16 protein-coding genes are annotated in these 15849 nt (G+C 57.8%); 1 reads left to right on the forward strand and 15 read right to left on the reverse strand.

Annotated features, from left to right (window positions below):
• Positions 1-43 precede the first annotated feature (43 nt).
• The 15 genes from rnhB to rpsB all read right to left on the reverse strand — a co-directional run bounded on the left by rnhB (position 44) and on the right by rpsB (position 14664).
• A complete protein-coding gene (gene rnhB / locus AF70_RS13930; protein WP_019581018.1) occupies positions 44-685 on the reverse strand; it encodes a ribonuclease HII in 642 nt (213 codons plus the stop codon).
• Positions 685-1812 (reverse strand): lipid-A-disaccharide synthase, encoded by a 1128-nt coding sequence (gene lpxB / locus AF70_RS13935; protein WP_019581019.1) that lies wholly within the window; start codon positions 1810-1812, stop codon positions 685-687. The genes rnhB and lpxB overlap by 1 nt, the downstream gene beginning before the upstream one ends.
• Before the next feature lie 2 nt (positions 1813-1814).
• Positions 1815-2591: an acyl-ACP--UDP-N-acetylglucosamine O-acyltransferase gene (gene lpxA, locus AF70_RS13940; protein WP_018927011.1), complete on the reverse strand. Its 777-nt coding sequence runs from the start codon at positions 2589-2591 to the stop codon at positions 1815-1817.
• Positions 2588-3028, reverse strand: a complete 441-nt coding sequence (gene fabZ, locus AF70_RS13945; RefSeq protein ID WP_007940511.1) for a 3-hydroxyacyl-ACP dehydratase FabZ — start codon at positions 3026-3028, stop codon at positions 2588-2590. The genes lpxA and fabZ overlap by 4 nt, the downstream gene beginning before the upstream one ends.
• A 109-nt stretch (positions 3029-3137) precedes the next feature.
• Positions 3138-4193, reverse strand: coding sequence for a UDP-3-O-(3-hydroxymyristoyl)glucosamine N-acyltransferase (gene lpxD / locus AF70_RS13950; protein WP_028939208.1), 1056 nt, complete (start codon positions 4191-4193; stop codon positions 3138-3140).
• A gap of 3 nt (positions 4194-4196) precedes the next feature.
• Positions 4197-4700, reverse strand: coding sequence for an OmpH family outer membrane protein (locus AF70_RS13955; RefSeq protein ID WP_007940508.1), 504 nt, complete (start codon positions 4698-4700; stop codon positions 4197-4199).
• Positions 4701-4745: 45 nt separating this feature from the next.
• The gene (gene bamA, locus AF70_RS13960; RefSeq protein ID WP_019581021.1) at positions 4746-7124 is read right to left on the reverse strand and encodes an outer membrane protein assembly factor BamA; all 2379 of its coding nucleotides are present in this window, start codon (positions 7122-7124) and stop codon (positions 4746-4748) included.
• Between the two features lie 72 nt (positions 7125-7196).
• Entirely contained in the window at positions 7197-8549 is a 1353-nt protein-coding gene (gene rseP, locus AF70_RS13965) for a sigma E protease regulator RseP (protein WP_028939207.1), read from the reverse strand.
• Positions 8550-8601: 52 nt separating this feature from the next.
• A complete protein-coding gene (gene ispC / locus AF70_RS13970) occupies positions 8602-9792 on the reverse strand; it encodes a 1-deoxy-D-xylulose-5-phosphate reductoisomerase (RefSeq protein WP_019581023.1) in 1191 nt (396 codons plus the stop codon).
• Positions 9789-10595 (reverse strand): phosphatidate cytidylyltransferase, encoded by an 807-nt coding sequence (locus tag AF70_RS13975; protein WP_028939206.1) that lies wholly within the window; start codon positions 10593-10595, stop codon positions 9789-9791. The genes ispC and AF70_RS13975 overlap by 4 nt, the downstream gene beginning before the upstream one ends.
• Positions 10595-11350, reverse strand: coding sequence for a polyprenyl diphosphate synthase (gene uppS, locus AF70_RS13980; protein WP_007940503.1), 756 nt, complete (start codon positions 11348-11350; stop codon positions 10595-10597). Before uppS ends, AF70_RS13975 begins: the two co-directional genes overlap by 1 nt.
• 14 nt (positions 11351-11364) lie before the next feature.
• Positions 11365-11922, reverse strand: a complete 558-nt coding sequence (gene frr, locus AF70_RS13985; protein ID WP_007940501.1) for a ribosome recycling factor — start codon at positions 11920-11922, stop codon at positions 11365-11367.
• Positions 11919-12662 carry a UMP kinase gene (gene pyrH, locus AF70_RS13990; protein WP_003198235.1) on the reverse strand — a complete coding sequence of 248 codons (744 nt, stop codon included), beginning with the start codon at positions 12660-12662 and terminating at the stop codon, positions 11919-11921. Before pyrH ends, frr begins: the two co-directional genes overlap by 4 nt.
• Before the next feature lie 210 nt (positions 12663-12872).
• The gene (tsf, locus tag AF70_RS13995; RefSeq protein WP_018927018.1) at positions 12873-13736 is read right to left on the reverse strand and encodes a translation elongation factor Ts; all 864 of its coding nucleotides are present in this window, start codon (positions 13734-13736) and stop codon (positions 12873-12875) included.
• Between the two features lie 190 nt (positions 13737-13926).
• Positions 13927-14664 (reverse strand): 30S ribosomal protein S2, encoded by a 738-nt coding sequence (rpsB, locus tag AF70_RS14000; RefSeq protein WP_018927019.1) that lies wholly within the window; start codon positions 14662-14664, stop codon positions 13927-13929.
• A gap of 372 nt (positions 14665-15036) precedes the next feature.
• On the opposite strand from rpsB, the gene map reads away from it, so the two are divergent.
• Positions 15037-15819: a type I methionyl aminopeptidase gene (gene map, locus AF70_RS14005; RefSeq protein WP_018927020.1), complete on the forward strand. Its 783-nt coding sequence runs from the start codon at positions 15037-15039 to the stop codon at positions 15817-15819.
• Positions 15820-15849 lie beyond the last annotated feature (30 nt).

Genomic DNA, 15849 nt, shown 5'->3' on the forward strand with positions numbered 1-15849 from the left:
GGCCCGGATTGTACCGGGCCTTGAGTAAAACATCAGCCTGCGACTAACCCTCGATCAGGTTTTCCCGCGCTTCATACGCCAGGCGTACCGGGGCGAACGAGCGGCGGTGAATCGGTGTCGGCCCCAGACGCGTCAGCGCTTCCAGATGAACGGGCGTCGGGTAGCCTTTGTGGCCACCGATGCCGTAACCCGGGTAAATCAGCTCGAACGCCGCCATTTCACGATCACGGCTGACCTTGGCCAGAATTGACGCCGCCGCAATGGCCGGGACCTTGCCATCACCCTGGATCACCGCTTCGGCGCGCATCGAAAGCTTCGGGCACCGGTTGCCATCAATCATCGCCAGTTTCGGCTGAATGTGTAGCCCTTCGACCGCACGCTGCATAGCCAGCATGGTGGCATGGAGAATATTCAACTCGTCGATTTCTTCGACTTCGGCACGAGCGATGCACCAGCTCAGGGCTTTTTCGCAGATTTCATCGTAAAGCGCTTCGCGACGGGCTTCGGTGAGTTTCTTCGAATCATTGAGACCAAGGATCGGCCGGCTTGGGTCGAGGATCACCGCCGCCGTCACCACGGCACCGCACAGCGGGCCGCGACCGACTTCATCAACACCTGCCACCAGATCTTCAACTTCATCGACCAGCATAAAATCCAGGCCCAGTTGCTTGCTTGCTTTGCTCATTATGCTCTGCCAATCAGGTTCAGTACCGCGTCCGCTGCCTGATTGGAGGCGTCCAGTCGCAGGGTTCGGTGGATTTCGTCAAAGCCTCGGGTCTGCTCCTCGCCACCTTCGATCAGCGGCGACAGAGTCTGGGCCAGGGCTTCGACTGTCGCATCGTCCTGCAACAACTCTGGCACCAGCAGGCGCTGGGCCAGCAAATTCGGCAACGAGACGTAGGGACTCTTCACCATCCGTTTGAGAATCCAGAACGTCAGCGGTGCCAGGCGATAAGCGACCACCATCGGCCGCTTGTACAGCAATGCTTCCAGGGTGGCGGTGCCCGAAGCGATCAACACCGCGTCGCACGCCGCCAGCGCAAGATGGGATTTGCCGTCGAGCAAAGTCAGCGGCAGATCGCGACCAGCCAGCAGCTCTTCCAACTGGGCCCGACGCTCCGGACTGGCGCACGGCATGACGAATCGCACGCCCGGACGCATGGCCCGCAGGCGCTGAGCAGTGTCGAGGAACAACGCACCGAGGCGCCCGACTTCACCGCCACGACTGCCCGGCATCAGGGCAACCAACGGCCCGTCCGGCAAACCGAGTTCGGCCCGCGCGGCGGCGCGATCGGCCTCCAGCGGGATCGCATCGGCCAGGGAATGCCCTACAAACCGTACCGGCACGCCCTTCTCTTCATAAAATTTAGCTTCGAACGGGAACAGCGTCAGCATCAGGTCGCAACCTTCGCGAATCTTCAGCACCCGCTTCTGTCGCCAGGCCCAGACCGACGGGCTGACGTAATGCACGGTCTTGATCCCGGCCTGACGCAGCTTGAGTTCGATATTGAGGTTGAAGTCCGGGGCATCGATACCGATGAACACGTCCGGCTTCTCGGCGATCAGGTCCGCAACCAGTTTCTTGCGACGGGCCAACAGCTCGCGCAAACGGCCCAGCACTTCCACCAGCCCCATGACAGAAAGGCGTTCCATCGGGAAATACGAGGTCAGGCCTTCGGCCTGCATCAGCGGACCGCCGACACCAATGAACTCGACCGCCGGATGCTGTGCCTTGAGCGCACGCATGAGTCCCGCACCCAGAATGTCACCGGAAGCCTCACCCGCCACCAGCGCAATACGCAGATTGGCCATGATTAGCGGGTGATGCCGCGGGTCGAAGACTGGATGGAATCACGGAACACCGCGACTTCCGGGAACTGCAGCGAGGGTTCGGCCAGCTCGGCGAGCGCTTGCTCGACTGTCAGGCCCTGGCGGTAAACCACCTTGTAGGCACGACGCAGCGCGTGGATCGCCTCTTCGCTGAAGCCGCGACGGCGCATGCCTTCGAAGTTCATGCTGCGAGCTTCAGCGGGGTTGCCGAATACCGTGACGTACGCTGGAACGTCTTTGCCAATGGCAGTGCCCATGCCGGAAAAGCTGTGGGCGCCAATGTGGCAATACTGGTGAACCAGGGTGAAGCCGGACAGGATCGCCCAGTCTTCAACGTGCACATGCCCCGCCAACGCGGTGTTGTTGACCAGGATGCAATGATTGCCGATAACGCTGTCGTGACCGATGTGGGCATAGGCCATGATCAGGTTGTGATCACCCAGGGTCGTTTCCGAACGGTCCTGAATGGTCCCGCGGTGAATCGTCACGCCTTCACGGATGACGTTGTGGTCACCGATGACCAGACGGGTTTCCTCGCCCTTGTATTTCAGATCGGGCGTGTCCTCACCTACCGAAGAAAACTGGTAGATGCGGTTGTGCTTACCGATTCGGGTCGGGCCCTTGAGAATCACATGCGGCCCGATCACTGTTCCCTCGCCGATTTCCACACCTGCGCCGACGATCGACCAAGGGCCGACTTCGACGTCGTCGGCCAGGATGGCCGTCGGATCGATGATTGCGCGAGGGTCAATCAAACTCATAGTTTGCGTTCCGCACAGATGATTTCAGCGGAGCAGACTGGCTTGCCATCGACCGAAGCCTGGCACTCGAACTTCCAGATCTGACGCTTGCAGCTGATGAACTTGGCTTCAAGGATCAATTGATCGCCCGGCAGCACCGGCTGACGGAAGCGCAGTTTGTCGGAGCCGACGAAGTAGTAAAGCGTGCCATCGGCCGGTTTCACGTCGAGCATTTTGAAACCAAGGATCCCGGCAGCCTGAGCCATTGCTTCGATGATCAGTACGCCCGGCATGATTGGATGCGCAGGGAAGTGACCATTGAAGAACGGTTCGTTGATGCTGACATTCTTGTAGGCGCGAATGCGCTTGCCTTCCACATCCAGATCCACGACCCGGTCCACCAGCAGGAACGGGTAACGGTGAGGCAGGTATTCGCGAATCTCGTTGATGTCCATCATTTCGGGGGGAAGCCTATGTAAAGATTGGGAGCGCGCGACTGACGCGCACTCCTCTAGCAAATCAAGGGAGGCAGTCTAGCGGCTGTGCACACTTGATATGGAAATGGTATCAGCCATCTGATGAAGCATTACCGTCAGGGGTCACGTCCCCTACACGCTTTTCCAGCTGTCGCAGACGTCGCGCGATGTCATCGAGCTGACGGATACGTGCCGCGCTTTTGCGCCATTCGGCTGCCGGTTGCATCGCCGTACCGGAAGAATAGGAACCCGGCTCGGTAATCGAGTGGGTCACCATGGTCATCCCGGTCAGGAAAACGTTGTCGCAAATGTCGATATGCCCCACCAGCCCTACGCCACCGGCGAGCATGCAATGCTTGCCGATTTTGGTGCTGCCGGAAATTCCCACGCACGCGGCCATGGCAGTGTGGTCACCAACCTGGACGTTGTGGGCAATCTGAATCTGGTTGTCGAGCTTCACACCATTACCAATGACGGTATCGGCCAGCGCGCCACGATCGATAGCGGTATTTACGCCTATTTCCACGTCGTCTCCGATCGAGACGCCGCCGATCTGGGCAATTTTCTGCCAGATACCTTTCTCGTTGGCAAAACCGAAGCCTTCACCACCGAGCACGGCACCGGATTGAATCACCACCCGTTTGCCGATGCGCACGTCGTGATACAGCGTGACGCGCGGGGCCAACCAGCCACCCTCGCCAATTTCGCAGCGTGCACCGATGAAGCAATGCGCACCAACGGTCACACCGGCGCCAATACGCGCTGCACTTTCGATGACCGCAAAGGCACCGATGCTCGCCGCCGGATCGACCACCGCATCCGCCGCCACTACCGCTGTCGGATGAATACCGGCCGGCGCCTTGGGCTTGGGATCGAACAGATGGGAAATGCGCGCATAGGCCACATATGGATCTGCCACCACCAGCGCATCACCGGCAAAACCTTCAGCATCAGCGGCCTTCAGCAGCACGGCTGCGGCCTGACTGTCAGCCAGGTATTTACGGTATTGAGGATTTGCCAGAAAGCTCAACTGAGCTGGGCCAGCCTCTTGCAAAGTGGCCAGCCCAGTAATTTCTTTCTCCGGGTCGCCACGTAAGGTGGCGCCGAGGAACTCGGCCAGCTGGCCGAGCTTTATAGTCGCTGTCATGGGTTACTTCAGCTGATTCATGCGCTCGATAACCTGGCGAGTGATGTCGTACTGAGGCTTGACATCAATCACTGCGCCACGCTCGAAGACCAGGTCATAAGCACCTTTCTTGATGACTTCTTCCACAGCGCTGTCCAGTTTCGGCTTGAGCTGCTTCAGCATTTCACGGTCGGCAACGGCTTTGGCTTCGTTCAGCTCCTTGGACTGGAACTGGAAATCACGGGCCTTTTGCTTGAACTCGAGCTCCAGACGTTCACGCTCGCCTTGCTGCATCTTGTCGCCACCGGCCATCAGACGGTCCTGGATACCCTTGGCGCTGCTTTCCAGGCTCTTGAGCTTGGTCAGTTGCGGGCCGAATTTTTTCTCGGCATCCACGGCGTATTTCTTCGCCGCATCGGATTCCAGCAGTGCCATCTGATAGTTCAGAACGGCGATTTTCATGTCGGCAAAAGCCGGACCTGCAACCAGCACGGTCGCCAGGAGAACCAATTGAGTCAACTTACGCACGATGCACTCCTACAAAATCCATTGTCATTATCTTGGGTCAGACGCTTAGAACGTCTGGCCGAGGGAGAATTGGAACACTTGAGTCTCGGCATTGCTGTCCGGTTTCTTGACTGGCATCGCCAAGGCGAAGCTCAACGGACCAAGGGCGGTAACCCATGTCACACCGACACCCACCGAACTGGCCATATTGCTCAGGCTGACGTCGTTACACTGAGTGTTGGACTTGGAACCATCGGCGTTGGTGCTCTGCTTGCAAGTCGAATCGAACACATTACCCACGTCCCAGAATACCGAAGTGCGCAAGGAACGCTGATCTTTCACGAACGGCAGAGGAAATAGAACTTCTACACCACCCTGAATCAGGACGTTACCACCAAACGGTAGTGGATCCTGGTCCGGATCGGTTGCGGTGCCCGGGTTCACGCCCCGGCTCGGCGTACTACGAGGCCCGAGGGTGCTGTCCTTGAAGCCACGAACCGAGTTGAAACCACCTGCATAATAGTTTTCATAGAACGGCAAGCCGTCGGTCGAACCATAGCCATCGCCATAGCCCAGCTCGGTGTGGAGGCGCATGGTGTAGTTTTCAGACAACGGCTGGAACAATTGACCGCGATAATCGAGCTTGAAGAACGACAAGTCGCTGCCCGGTGTCGTGGCTTCCGCGGTCAAGCTCTGGGAGTGACCACGGGTCGCCAGTACCCCTTTGTTCAAGGTGGATTCAGACCAACCGGCCGACGCCTTGAAGTTGAGGTACTGATCACCTTCCTTGTTAACGAAGTCGAAGATTTCGTCGACGGTGTAAAGACCCGTCTTGATCTTGTCTTGTTGTGCAGACAAACCAAACGTCAGACGCGAAGTCTCGCTGATCGGGTAACCAACGCTGACACCTGCACCCAGGCTGTCTACGGCGTAGCTGGCTACGTTGACATCGAGGTCTTTGTAGTCGGTCGTACGATAGAAAGCGTTGTAACCCAGGCTCACACCGTCAGCTGTCCAGTAGGGGTCGACATAACCGAAGTTATAACGGCTTTGGTACTGACTGCGAGTCAAGCCGATGCTGACCTTGTTACCGGTACCCAGGAAGTTGTTCTGAGTGATCGAACCACCAAGGATCAGACCGGCGCTCTGGGCGAAACCGACGCTGGCGGTAATCGAACCGGAAGCCTGCTCTTCAACGCTGTAGTTCACGTCAACCTGATCATCGACACCCGGCACGGCCGGCGTTTCGACGTTGACTTCCTTGAAGAAGCCCAGGCGTTCCAGGCGGGTCTTGGATTGGTCGATCAGGTAGGTCGAAGCCCAGCCGCCTTCCATCTGACGCATTTCACGGCGCAGCACTTCGTCTTCGGACTTGGTGTTGCCACGGAAGTTGATGCGGTTCACGTAAGCACGCTTGCCCGGATCGACAGCGAACGTGATATCGACCGTGTGGTCTTCGTCGTGAGGCTGAGGCACGCCGTTGACGTTAGCGAAGGTGTAACCCTCGTTACCCAGGCGGCGGGTGATCAGTTCGGAGGTGGTGGTCATCAACTTGCGCGAGAACACCTGGCCTTTCTGAACCAGCAGCAGGGACTTGACCTGGTCTTCAGGCACTTTCAGGTCGCCGCTGAGTTTCACGTCACGAACGGTGTATTTCTCGCCTTCGTTGACGTTGACGGTGATATAGACGTGTTTCTTGTCCGGGGTGATGGACACCTGGGTCGAAGCGATATCCATATTGATATAGCCACGGTCCAGGTAATAGGAGCGCAGACGCTCCAGGTCACCGGAGAGTTTTTCACGGGCGTACTTGTCATCGTTCTTGAAGAACGACAGCCAGTTGCTGGTCTTGAGTTCGAACAGGTCGATCAGGTCTTCTTCAGGGAAGACAGTGTTGCCCACCACGTTGATGTGCTGGATCGCCGCTACGGTGCCTTCGTTGATGTTGACCTTCAGGGCAACGCGGTTACGCGGCTGCGGCACCACTTCGGTGTCGACGGTAGCCGAGTAGCGGCCCTGAGCGACGTATTGACGCTGCAGTTCGTTACGCACACCTTCGAGGGTCGCGCGCTGGAAGATCTCGCCTTCGGCCAGACCGGACTGTTTGAGGCCTTTCATCAGGTCTTCAGTGGAGATCGCCTTGTTACCTTCGATCTCGATACTGGCGACCGACGGACGCTCGACTACAGTGATGACCAGGACGTTGCCTTCACGGCCCAGCTGGATATCTTGAAAGAACCCGGTTTTGAACAGCGCACGAGTGGATTCCACCAGGCGACGATCATCCGCCTGCTCGCCGACGTTCAACGGCAAGGCACCAAAGACACTACCCGCGGAGACCCGCTGGAGGCCATTGACGCGAATATCAGAGATAGTGAAGGACTCGGCGTGAACTTCGGCGATCATCAATACGGTGAGAACCGCAGTTAGCAGCAGACGTTTCATGAAGTCCTTTCTTATTCCAACTGGCAATAAAAACTGCCGCAAAATGCGGCAGATTCGCAATTCAGCGAAGCGTTACAGTCGACCCAGATCATTGACCAGAGCAAGCAACATCACCCCGACCACCAAACTGATACCGATCTGTATCCCCCAACCTTGCACCCGATCCGACAAGGGACGACCACGCGCCCACTCGATCAGATAAAACAACAAATGCCCCCCATCCAGTACAGGAATGGGCAGCAAATTCAGAACACCCAGGCTAATACTCAGATAAGCAAGGAAATTCAGGAAATCAGCGATGCCCGACTGGGCAGAAGCGCCCGCCACTTTAGCAATGGTTATCGGTCCACTCAAGTTTTTTACCGAGAGCTCGCCGAACAACATTTTCTTGAGCGAGTCGAGGGTCAGCACGCTCATGGTCCAGGTGCGTCGGGCACCCTCCCCAATCGCGGCCACCGGACCGTAACTGACTTCGCGAATCATCTCTGGTGGCCAATCGACCGCTTTCACCCCAGCACCCAGATAACCACTGGGTGCCTTGCTCTCGCCGCGCGCGGCCAGCGTCACCGGGACATCGATTTGAGCACCGTCGCGCTCAACGCGCAGCATGATTTTGGTATCCGGATGCAAACGGACGATGTCGACTACTTGCTGCCAGTCATCCAGTGCCTTGCCATCAAGGGCCAACAGACGGTCACCAGCCTTCAGACCCGCCGCCTTCGCTGGCCCTTTCGGATCAATTTCGGCCAGCACCGGCGGCAATGCCGGACGCCAGGGGCGAATACCCAGCGAGTGAATAGGATCCGGCTCGTTAGCACCCTTGAGCCACTTGTCCAGCACCAGCTCACGAGGCGAATCCACGGTGGAGCCCTGTTCGCGGACCAGCACTTGAAGGGAACCGCTCTCGCCCAGGCGGCGGACCAGTTGCAGGTTCACCGCAGCCCAGCCGGAAGTTGGCTCGCCATCGATGGCAATAATTTCCTGCCCCGGGCTCAAACCTGCCCTGGAGGCGATACTGCCGGATTCGACCGCGCCGATAACCGGGCGCACCTGCTCGCTGCCCAGCATTGCCAGAGCCCAGAAAAACACCATCGCCAATAGAAAGTTGGCAACCGGACCGGCTGCCACGATAGCAATGCGCTGACGGACGGACTTGCGATTGAAGGCGTGATCGAGCTGATCGGCCGGCACCTCACCTTCGCGCTCGTCGAGCATTTTCACGTAGCCACCCAGCGGGATGGCGGCAACCACGAATTCAGTGCCTTTGCTGTCGTGCCAGCGCAGCAGCGGCATGCCGAAGCCCACGGAGAAACGCAGCACTTTGACCCCACAGCGACGTGCGACCCAGAAATGGCCGAATTCGTGGAAGGTGACCAGCACGCCCAGCGCTACCAGGGTGCCGACAATCATATAGAGCGCGCTCATCTACTTTCTCCGCAATCCTATCGGTGCTGCATGGGCCAACGTATTGCAGCACTTATCGGCCGTGACGACTCAACCATTGCCCGGCCAGTACCCGTGCTTTCGCATCGGCCGTAAACACTGCCTCGAGATCATCAACCGCAACCACAGGCTCGAGGTTCAATACTTCCTCGATAATACTCGCGATTTCCAGATAGCGAACCCGTCCGTCGAGAAAGGCCGCAACAGCCACTTCATTCGCGGCGTTGAGCATGGCCGGCGCGCTATTACCAGCCTCGGCGGCTTGACGCGCAAGGCGCAGGCAAGGGAAACGCTCTTCATCGGGTGCCTGGAAATCCAGGCGAGCGATGGCGAACAGATCCAACGGCGCAACACCCGAGTCGATCCGCTCTGGCCAGGCCAGGGCATTGGCAATTGGCGTGCGCATATCAGGATTACCCAACTGCGCCAGCACCGAACCATCGATATAGTCGACCAGCGAATGAATCACGCTTTGCGGGTGAATCACCACTTCGACCTGAGAGGGCGTAGCGTCGAACAGCCAGCAGGCCTCGATCAGCTCGAGCCCTTTGTTCATCATGCTGGCCGAATCCACCGAAATCTTGCGCCCCATGGACCAATTCGGGTGAGCACACGCTTGCTCAGGGGTAACATGTGCCAGTTCGGCAAGGGGCGTCTGCCGAAACGGACCACCAGAGGCTGTCAGTAAAATCCGCCGTACACCGACCGCGCCCAAACCACGGGAGAAATCCTGCGGCATGCACTGGAAAATCGCGTTGTGCTCGCTGTCGATCGGCAGCAGTACCGAACCGCTTTTACGCACGGCCTGCATGAACAGCGCACCGGACATTACCAGCGCTTCTTTATTGGCCAAAAGAATCTTTTTGCCGGCCTCGACCGCCGCCAGGGTCGGACGCAAACCCGCCGCCCCGACGATCGCCGCCATTACCGCATCGACTTCTGGATCCGAGGCGATCTGACACAAGCCCTCCTCTCCCACCAGAACACGGGTCGACAGGCCTGCCGCATGCAATTCGTCCTGCAAGCCCCGGGCAGCGCCTGATTCCGGCACGACCGCGAAACGTGGCGCATGACGCACGCAAAGCGCCAGCAGCTCACTCAAACGAGTGAAACCGCTCAAGGCGAATACCTGATAGCGTTCGGGGTGACGGGCGATGACGTCCAGAGTGCTCAGACCAATCGAGCCGGTCGCCCCCAGCACGGTAATCTGTTGTGGGCGACTCACGATGCCGCCATCCACAGCAACACAGCGAACACCGGAATCGCCGCTGTCAGACTGTCGATGCGGTCCAGCACACCGCCGTGCCCCGGCAGCAGATTACTACTGTCCTTGATCCCCGACTGGCGCTTGAACATACTTTCGGTGAGGTCGCCCACCACCGAAATGAACACGATGATCGCGGCACCGAACAGGCCCATCAGCATCTGAGCGAAACTCCAGCCCCGCGCAAAACCGACGATTGCCGTGATCACCAGGCTCAGCAGCAAGCCGCCGTACACGCCCTCCCAGCTCTTGCCAGGGCTGACCTGTGGTGCCAGCTTGCGCTTGCCGAAGGCTCGGCCGGAAAAGTACGCACCGATATCGGCGCCCCAGACCAGCACCATCACGGCCATGATCAGCCAGTTGCCCAAGGGCTCCTGCTTGATCAGGATCAGACCTTGCCAGGCCGGCAACAGAATCAACAAACCGATCGCCAGTTTGCAGGCAGCACTGGCCCAGTGTTCGCTGGACCGTGGATAAGTCAGCACCAGATAGGTGGCCACGCCCCACCAGAGCACCGAGGCGCCCAGCACCCAAGGCGCGAGCCCCGGCAGGATATGCATGACAAACAGCATCAGCGCGACCACAGCTGCAAAAGCAACACGGATCGCCTGGCCAGCAAAACCTGCCAGGCGTGCCCATTCCCATGCCCCCAGCGTCACCACCAGCCCGATAAACAGCGCAAAACCGGACCCTTCAAGCAGGAAAAACCCGCACAGGGCAATCGGCAGCAGAATCAGTGCCGTGATGATTCGTTGTTTAAGCATTAAACCCGGGCTCCAGACTCGACCTGCTCGCTCGTTTTACCGAAGCGACGCTGACGAGAAGCGAAATCGGCCAGCGCATTGCGCATGGCGTCGTGTTTGAAGTCCGGCCAGAACAGGTCGGAGAAGTACAACTCGGCGTAAGCCAGCTGCCACAGCAGGAAGTTGCTGATGCGATGCTCGCCACCGGTACGGATGCACAAGTCTGGCAACGGCAGATCGCCGGTCGCCAGACAGGTTTGCAACAGCTCGGGAGTGATGTCTTCCGGGCGCAGATGCCCGGCCTGAACTTCGCGCGCCAGACGTTGCGCGGCTTGCGCGATGTCCCACTGACCACCGTAGTTGGCGGCGATCTGCAGGATAAAACGATTGGCGCCGGCAGTCATCGCCTCGGCTTCACGCATGGCAGCTTGAAGCTCCGGATGAAAACGCGAACGGTCGCCGATGATGCGCAAACTGATGTTGTTGTCGTTCAGGCGCTTGGCCTCGCGACGCAGCGCCCTGAAGAACAGATCCATCAAGGCACTGACCTCATCGGCCGGGCGCTGCCAGTTCTCACTGGAGAATGCAAACAGGGTCAATACCTCAACCCCGGACTCCGCACACACCTCGATGACCGCACGAACAGCATCCACACCCGCTTTATGCCCGGCGACACCCGGCATAAAGCGTTTTTTCGCCCAACGATTATTACCATCCATGATGATCGCGACATGGCGCGGCACCGCGGACGGCGCAGTCTGCTTGGTCTTGTCCATTTGAAACTCGACCCTTATACGGCCATCAGGTCTTTTTCTTTTTCCGCCAACTTAGCGTCGATTTCAGCCACGAATTTCTTGGTCAGATCGTCGATCTCGCCAGTGGCACGACGCTCTTCGTCTTCGCTGATTTCCTTTTCCTTGACCAGGTCCTTCAGCGAGCTGTTTGCATCGCGACGGATGTTGCGCACGGCAACACGGGCATCCTCAGCGACATCACGAGCCTGCTTGGTGAAGCCCCGGCGGGTTTCTTCAGTCAGGGCTGGCATGGAGATCAGCAGCAACTCACCCAGGTTGGTCGGGTTGAGATTCAGGCCAGCGCTACCGATAGCCTTGTCGACCGCGCCCAGCATGTTGCGCTCGAAGGCAACGACTTGCAGGGTACGGGCGTCTTTAACGGTGATGTTCGCCACTTGCTTGATCGGAGTGTCAGCGCCGTAGTACGGAACCATCACGCCTTCCAGAATGCTTGGGTGCGCCTGGCCGGTACGGATACGCCCGAAGTTGTGCGCCAGCGATTCTACGGATTTCTGCATGCGCTCTTTAGCGTCTTTCTTGATTTCGTTGATCATTGTTGAACTTCCTCGATCAGGGTTCCTTCAGCGCCGCCATGTACGATATTCAACAGGGCACCGGGTTTGTTCATATTAAACACGCGCAGCGGCATCTTGTGGTCGCGGCACAAGCAAATGGCCGTCAGATCCATCACACCCAGCTTGCGATCCAGCACTTCATCGTAGGTCAGATGATCGAACTTCTCGGCATGCGGGTCTTTGAACGGGTCAGCGGTGTAGACGCCATCAACCTTCGTTGCCTTGAGCACCACATCGGCATCGATTTCGATTGCGCGCAGGCAGGCAGCCGAATCCGTAGTGAAGAACGGGTTGCCAGTACCGGCCGCGAAAATCACGACTTCCTTGGAGTTCAGGTGGCGCATGGCTTTGCGGCGATCATAGTGATCGGTCACGCCAACCATGGAAATGGCCGACATCACGATGGCCGAGATATTGGCACGTTCCAGCGCATCGCGCATCGCCAGGGCGTTCATCACAGTGGCCAGCATGCCCATGTGGTCGCCAGTGACCCGATCCATACCGGCTGCACTGAGCGCTGCGCCGCGGAATAGGTTACCCCCGCCGATCACCAGACCGACCTGAACACCGATGCCAACCAGCTGGCCAACTTCCAGTGCCATGCGATCCAGAACTTTCGGATCGATCCCGAACTCTTCCGAGCCCATCAGGGCCTCGCCGCTAAGCTTGAGTAGAATGCGTTTATAGCGAGCCTGATAACCACTGCCCTGCTGAGCCATTGCGAATCTCTCCTGCGGCGTATTTTAAAAATTCTTTGCGAGCTGTTTACAGCTGGCGTTCACTCTAGCTTGGCGCTGCTTCAGCGCCATCGGAACATGGCTTTGTAAGCCAGTTCCAAAAGGAAACCAAATAAAATTGGCAACCCCATCTGAAAAGAGGCTGCGCGCGTAAGCGGGCAGCCTCTTCAGGGCGACAGTTAAAAAACCGTCTTATTGCTTGCTGGCAGCCAGCTGGGCAGCAACTTCTTCTGCGAAGTTGTCTACTGGCTTCTCGATGCCTTCGCCCACTTTGAAGTAGGTGAAAGAAACGATTTCAGCACCGGCTTTCTTGGCCAGGTCGCCGACCTTGATTTCAGGGTTCTTGACGAACGCCTGCTCAACCAGGCTCGCTTCAGCCAGGAACTTGCTGATACGGCCTTTGACCATGTTTTCAACGATGTTTTCTGGCTTGCCGGCAATCTTGTCAGCGTTGAGGGTCAGGAACACGCCTTTCTCGCGTTCGATCGCTTCAGCGGAAACTTCCGACGGCAGCAGGAATTCAGGGTTGGTAGCCGCTACGTGCATAGCGATGTCTTTGGCCAGCTCAACGTCGCCGCCCTTGAGAACAACCGCAACACCAATCTTGTTGCCGTGCAGGTAGCCACCAACAACATCGCCTTCAACGCGAGCCAGGCGACGAATGTTGACGTTTTCGCCAACCTTGCCAACCAGAACCAGACGATCAGCTTCACGCGCTTCGATCAGCGGAGCAGCATCGGTCAGTTTGTCAGCGAACGCTTTTTCAATGCTGGCAGCAACAAATGCCTTGAAGTCGTCCTGCAGAGCCAGGAAGTCGGTCTGCGAGTTCACTTCCAGCAGGACGGCGGATTTACCGTCTTCCTTGAGAGCGATTGCGCCTTCAGCGGCAACGTTGCCGGCTTTCTTGGCAGCCTTGATGGCGCCCGAAGCGCGCATGTCATCAATGGCTTTTTCGATGTCGCCGCCAGCCTTGGTCAAGGCCTTTTTGCAGTCCATCATGCCTTCGCCGGTACGCTCGCGCAGTTCTTTGACCAACGCTGCAGTAATCTCTGCCATTTTCAAATTCCTCTTGGATAGGTTTTCAACCATTCCACCCGATCGAACGGGCGATCAATTCTTCCCGAACCACCCTTGTTAGCTGCCGCACGTTACAGATAAAGCAGTGGGCGCCGACAAATGGTTTTCGAGGTGGCAAAAAGGGGGCCAAGCCCCCTTTTTGCTTACTGAGTCAACGCCAGGGCGTCAATTACTCAGCTGCAGCCTGAGTTTCTTCAGCTACGAATTCTACAGTGCCGCCAGCAACATTGTTGCGACCACGGATAACAGCGTCAGCCATCGAACCCATGTACAGCTGGATAGCGCGGATTGCGTCATCGTTGCCTGGGATGATGTAGTCAACGCCTTCCGGGCTGCTGTTGGTATCGACTACGCCGATAACCGGGATGCCCAGCTTGTTGGCTTCGGTGATCGCGATGCGCTCGTGATCAACGTCGATAACGAACAGAGCGTCTGGCAGACCGCCCATGTCCTTGATACCACCCAAGGAACGATCCAGCTTCTCAAGATCGCGAGTGCGCATCAGCGCTTCTTTCTTGGTCAGCTTGGCGAAAGTACCGTCTTCGGCTTGCACTTCAAGGTCACGCAGACGTTTGATGGAAGCACGGATGGTTTTGAAGTTGGTCAGCATGCCGCCCAACCAGCGGTGATCGACGTACGGCGAACCGCAACGTGCTGCTTCTTCAGCAACGATCTTGCCAGCGGAACGCTTGGTGCCGACGAACAGAATCTTGTTTTTGCCCTGGGCCAGACGCTCTACGAAAGTCAGAGCTTCGTTGAACATTGGCAGGGTTTTTTCAAGGTTGATGATGTGAATCTTGTTACGCGCGCCGAAAATGTACTTACCCATTTTCGGATTCCAGTAACGGGTTTGGTGACCGAAGTGCACACCGGCCTTCAGCATATCGCGCATGTTGACTTGGGACATGATAGTTCCTTAATAAGTCGGGTTTGGCCTCCACGTATCCCAATGACCAACCAGCAGCATCAGCTGAAGGCACCCAGGTCATCGTGTCGACACGTGTGTGGATTTAAGCTTTTCAGGGTACCCCGGAAAGCGGCGCATTTTATATCACAAGGCCGGAAAAAACGGAACCCGCATTCTGAAAACCTGGCGAATGCTTTTGATCCCGCCCTTGGAATCCCCCAAGAATGCGCCATCCTATAGAGAGAAGCGATGCACAGAAGCTCAGATTTGCCCTGATCGTCTGGTAGAATTGCGTTTTTCAGGGCCGCGACGATCGTTCGCGCAATGCCCATTTCGTTTTAGAAGGCGCCATTGAGCGCAGAGAGAGCCTGTATGACCGTCACCCTCAAAACCCCAGAGGACATCGCAAAAATGCGGATCGCCGGCAAATTGGCCGCCGATGTGCTGGAAATGATTGCCGATTATGTCAAGCCGGGCGTTACCACCGAAGAGCTGGACCGCATCTGCCACGACTACATCGTCAACGAGCAGAAAGCCATTCCTGCCCCGCTCAACTACAAGGGCTTTCCGAAGTCGATCTGCACCTCGATCAACCACGTGGTCTGCCACGGCATCCCGAACGAGAAGCCGTTGAAGGATGGCGACACGCTGAACATCGACGTCACAGTGATCAAGGACGGCTACCACGGCGATACCAGCCGCATGTTCCACGTCGGCACCGTGCCAGTCTGGGCCGAGCGTCTGTCCCAGGTGACACAGGAATGCATGTACAAGGCCATCGAACTGGTCAAACCCGGCTGCCGCCTGGGCGATATCGGTGAAGTGATCCAAAAGCACGCGGAAAAGAACGGTTTCTCGGTGGTTCGCGAGTTCTGCGGCCACGGCATCGGTAAGGTGTTCCACGAAGAACCGCAGATCCTGCACTACGGCCGCGCCGGCACCGGCATGGAACTGAAAGCCGGCATGACCTTCACCATCGAGCCGATGATCAACCAGGGCAAGGCCGACACCAAGGTGCTGGGCGATGGCTGGACCGCGATCACCAAGGACCGCAAGCTGTCGGCGCAATGGGAACACACTCTGCTGGTGACCGATACCGGCTACGAGATCTTCACCCTGCGCAGCGACGATACCATCCCGCGCGTTTCGGCCTGATCCCGCCCGCGCCGTTCCCAGCCTTATAGA

Source organism: Pseudomonas sp. KD5, assembly GCF_012932895.1.
Taxonomy (GTDB): domain Bacteria; phylum Pseudomonadota; class Gammaproteobacteria; order Pseudomonadales; family Pseudomonadaceae; genus Aquipseudomonas.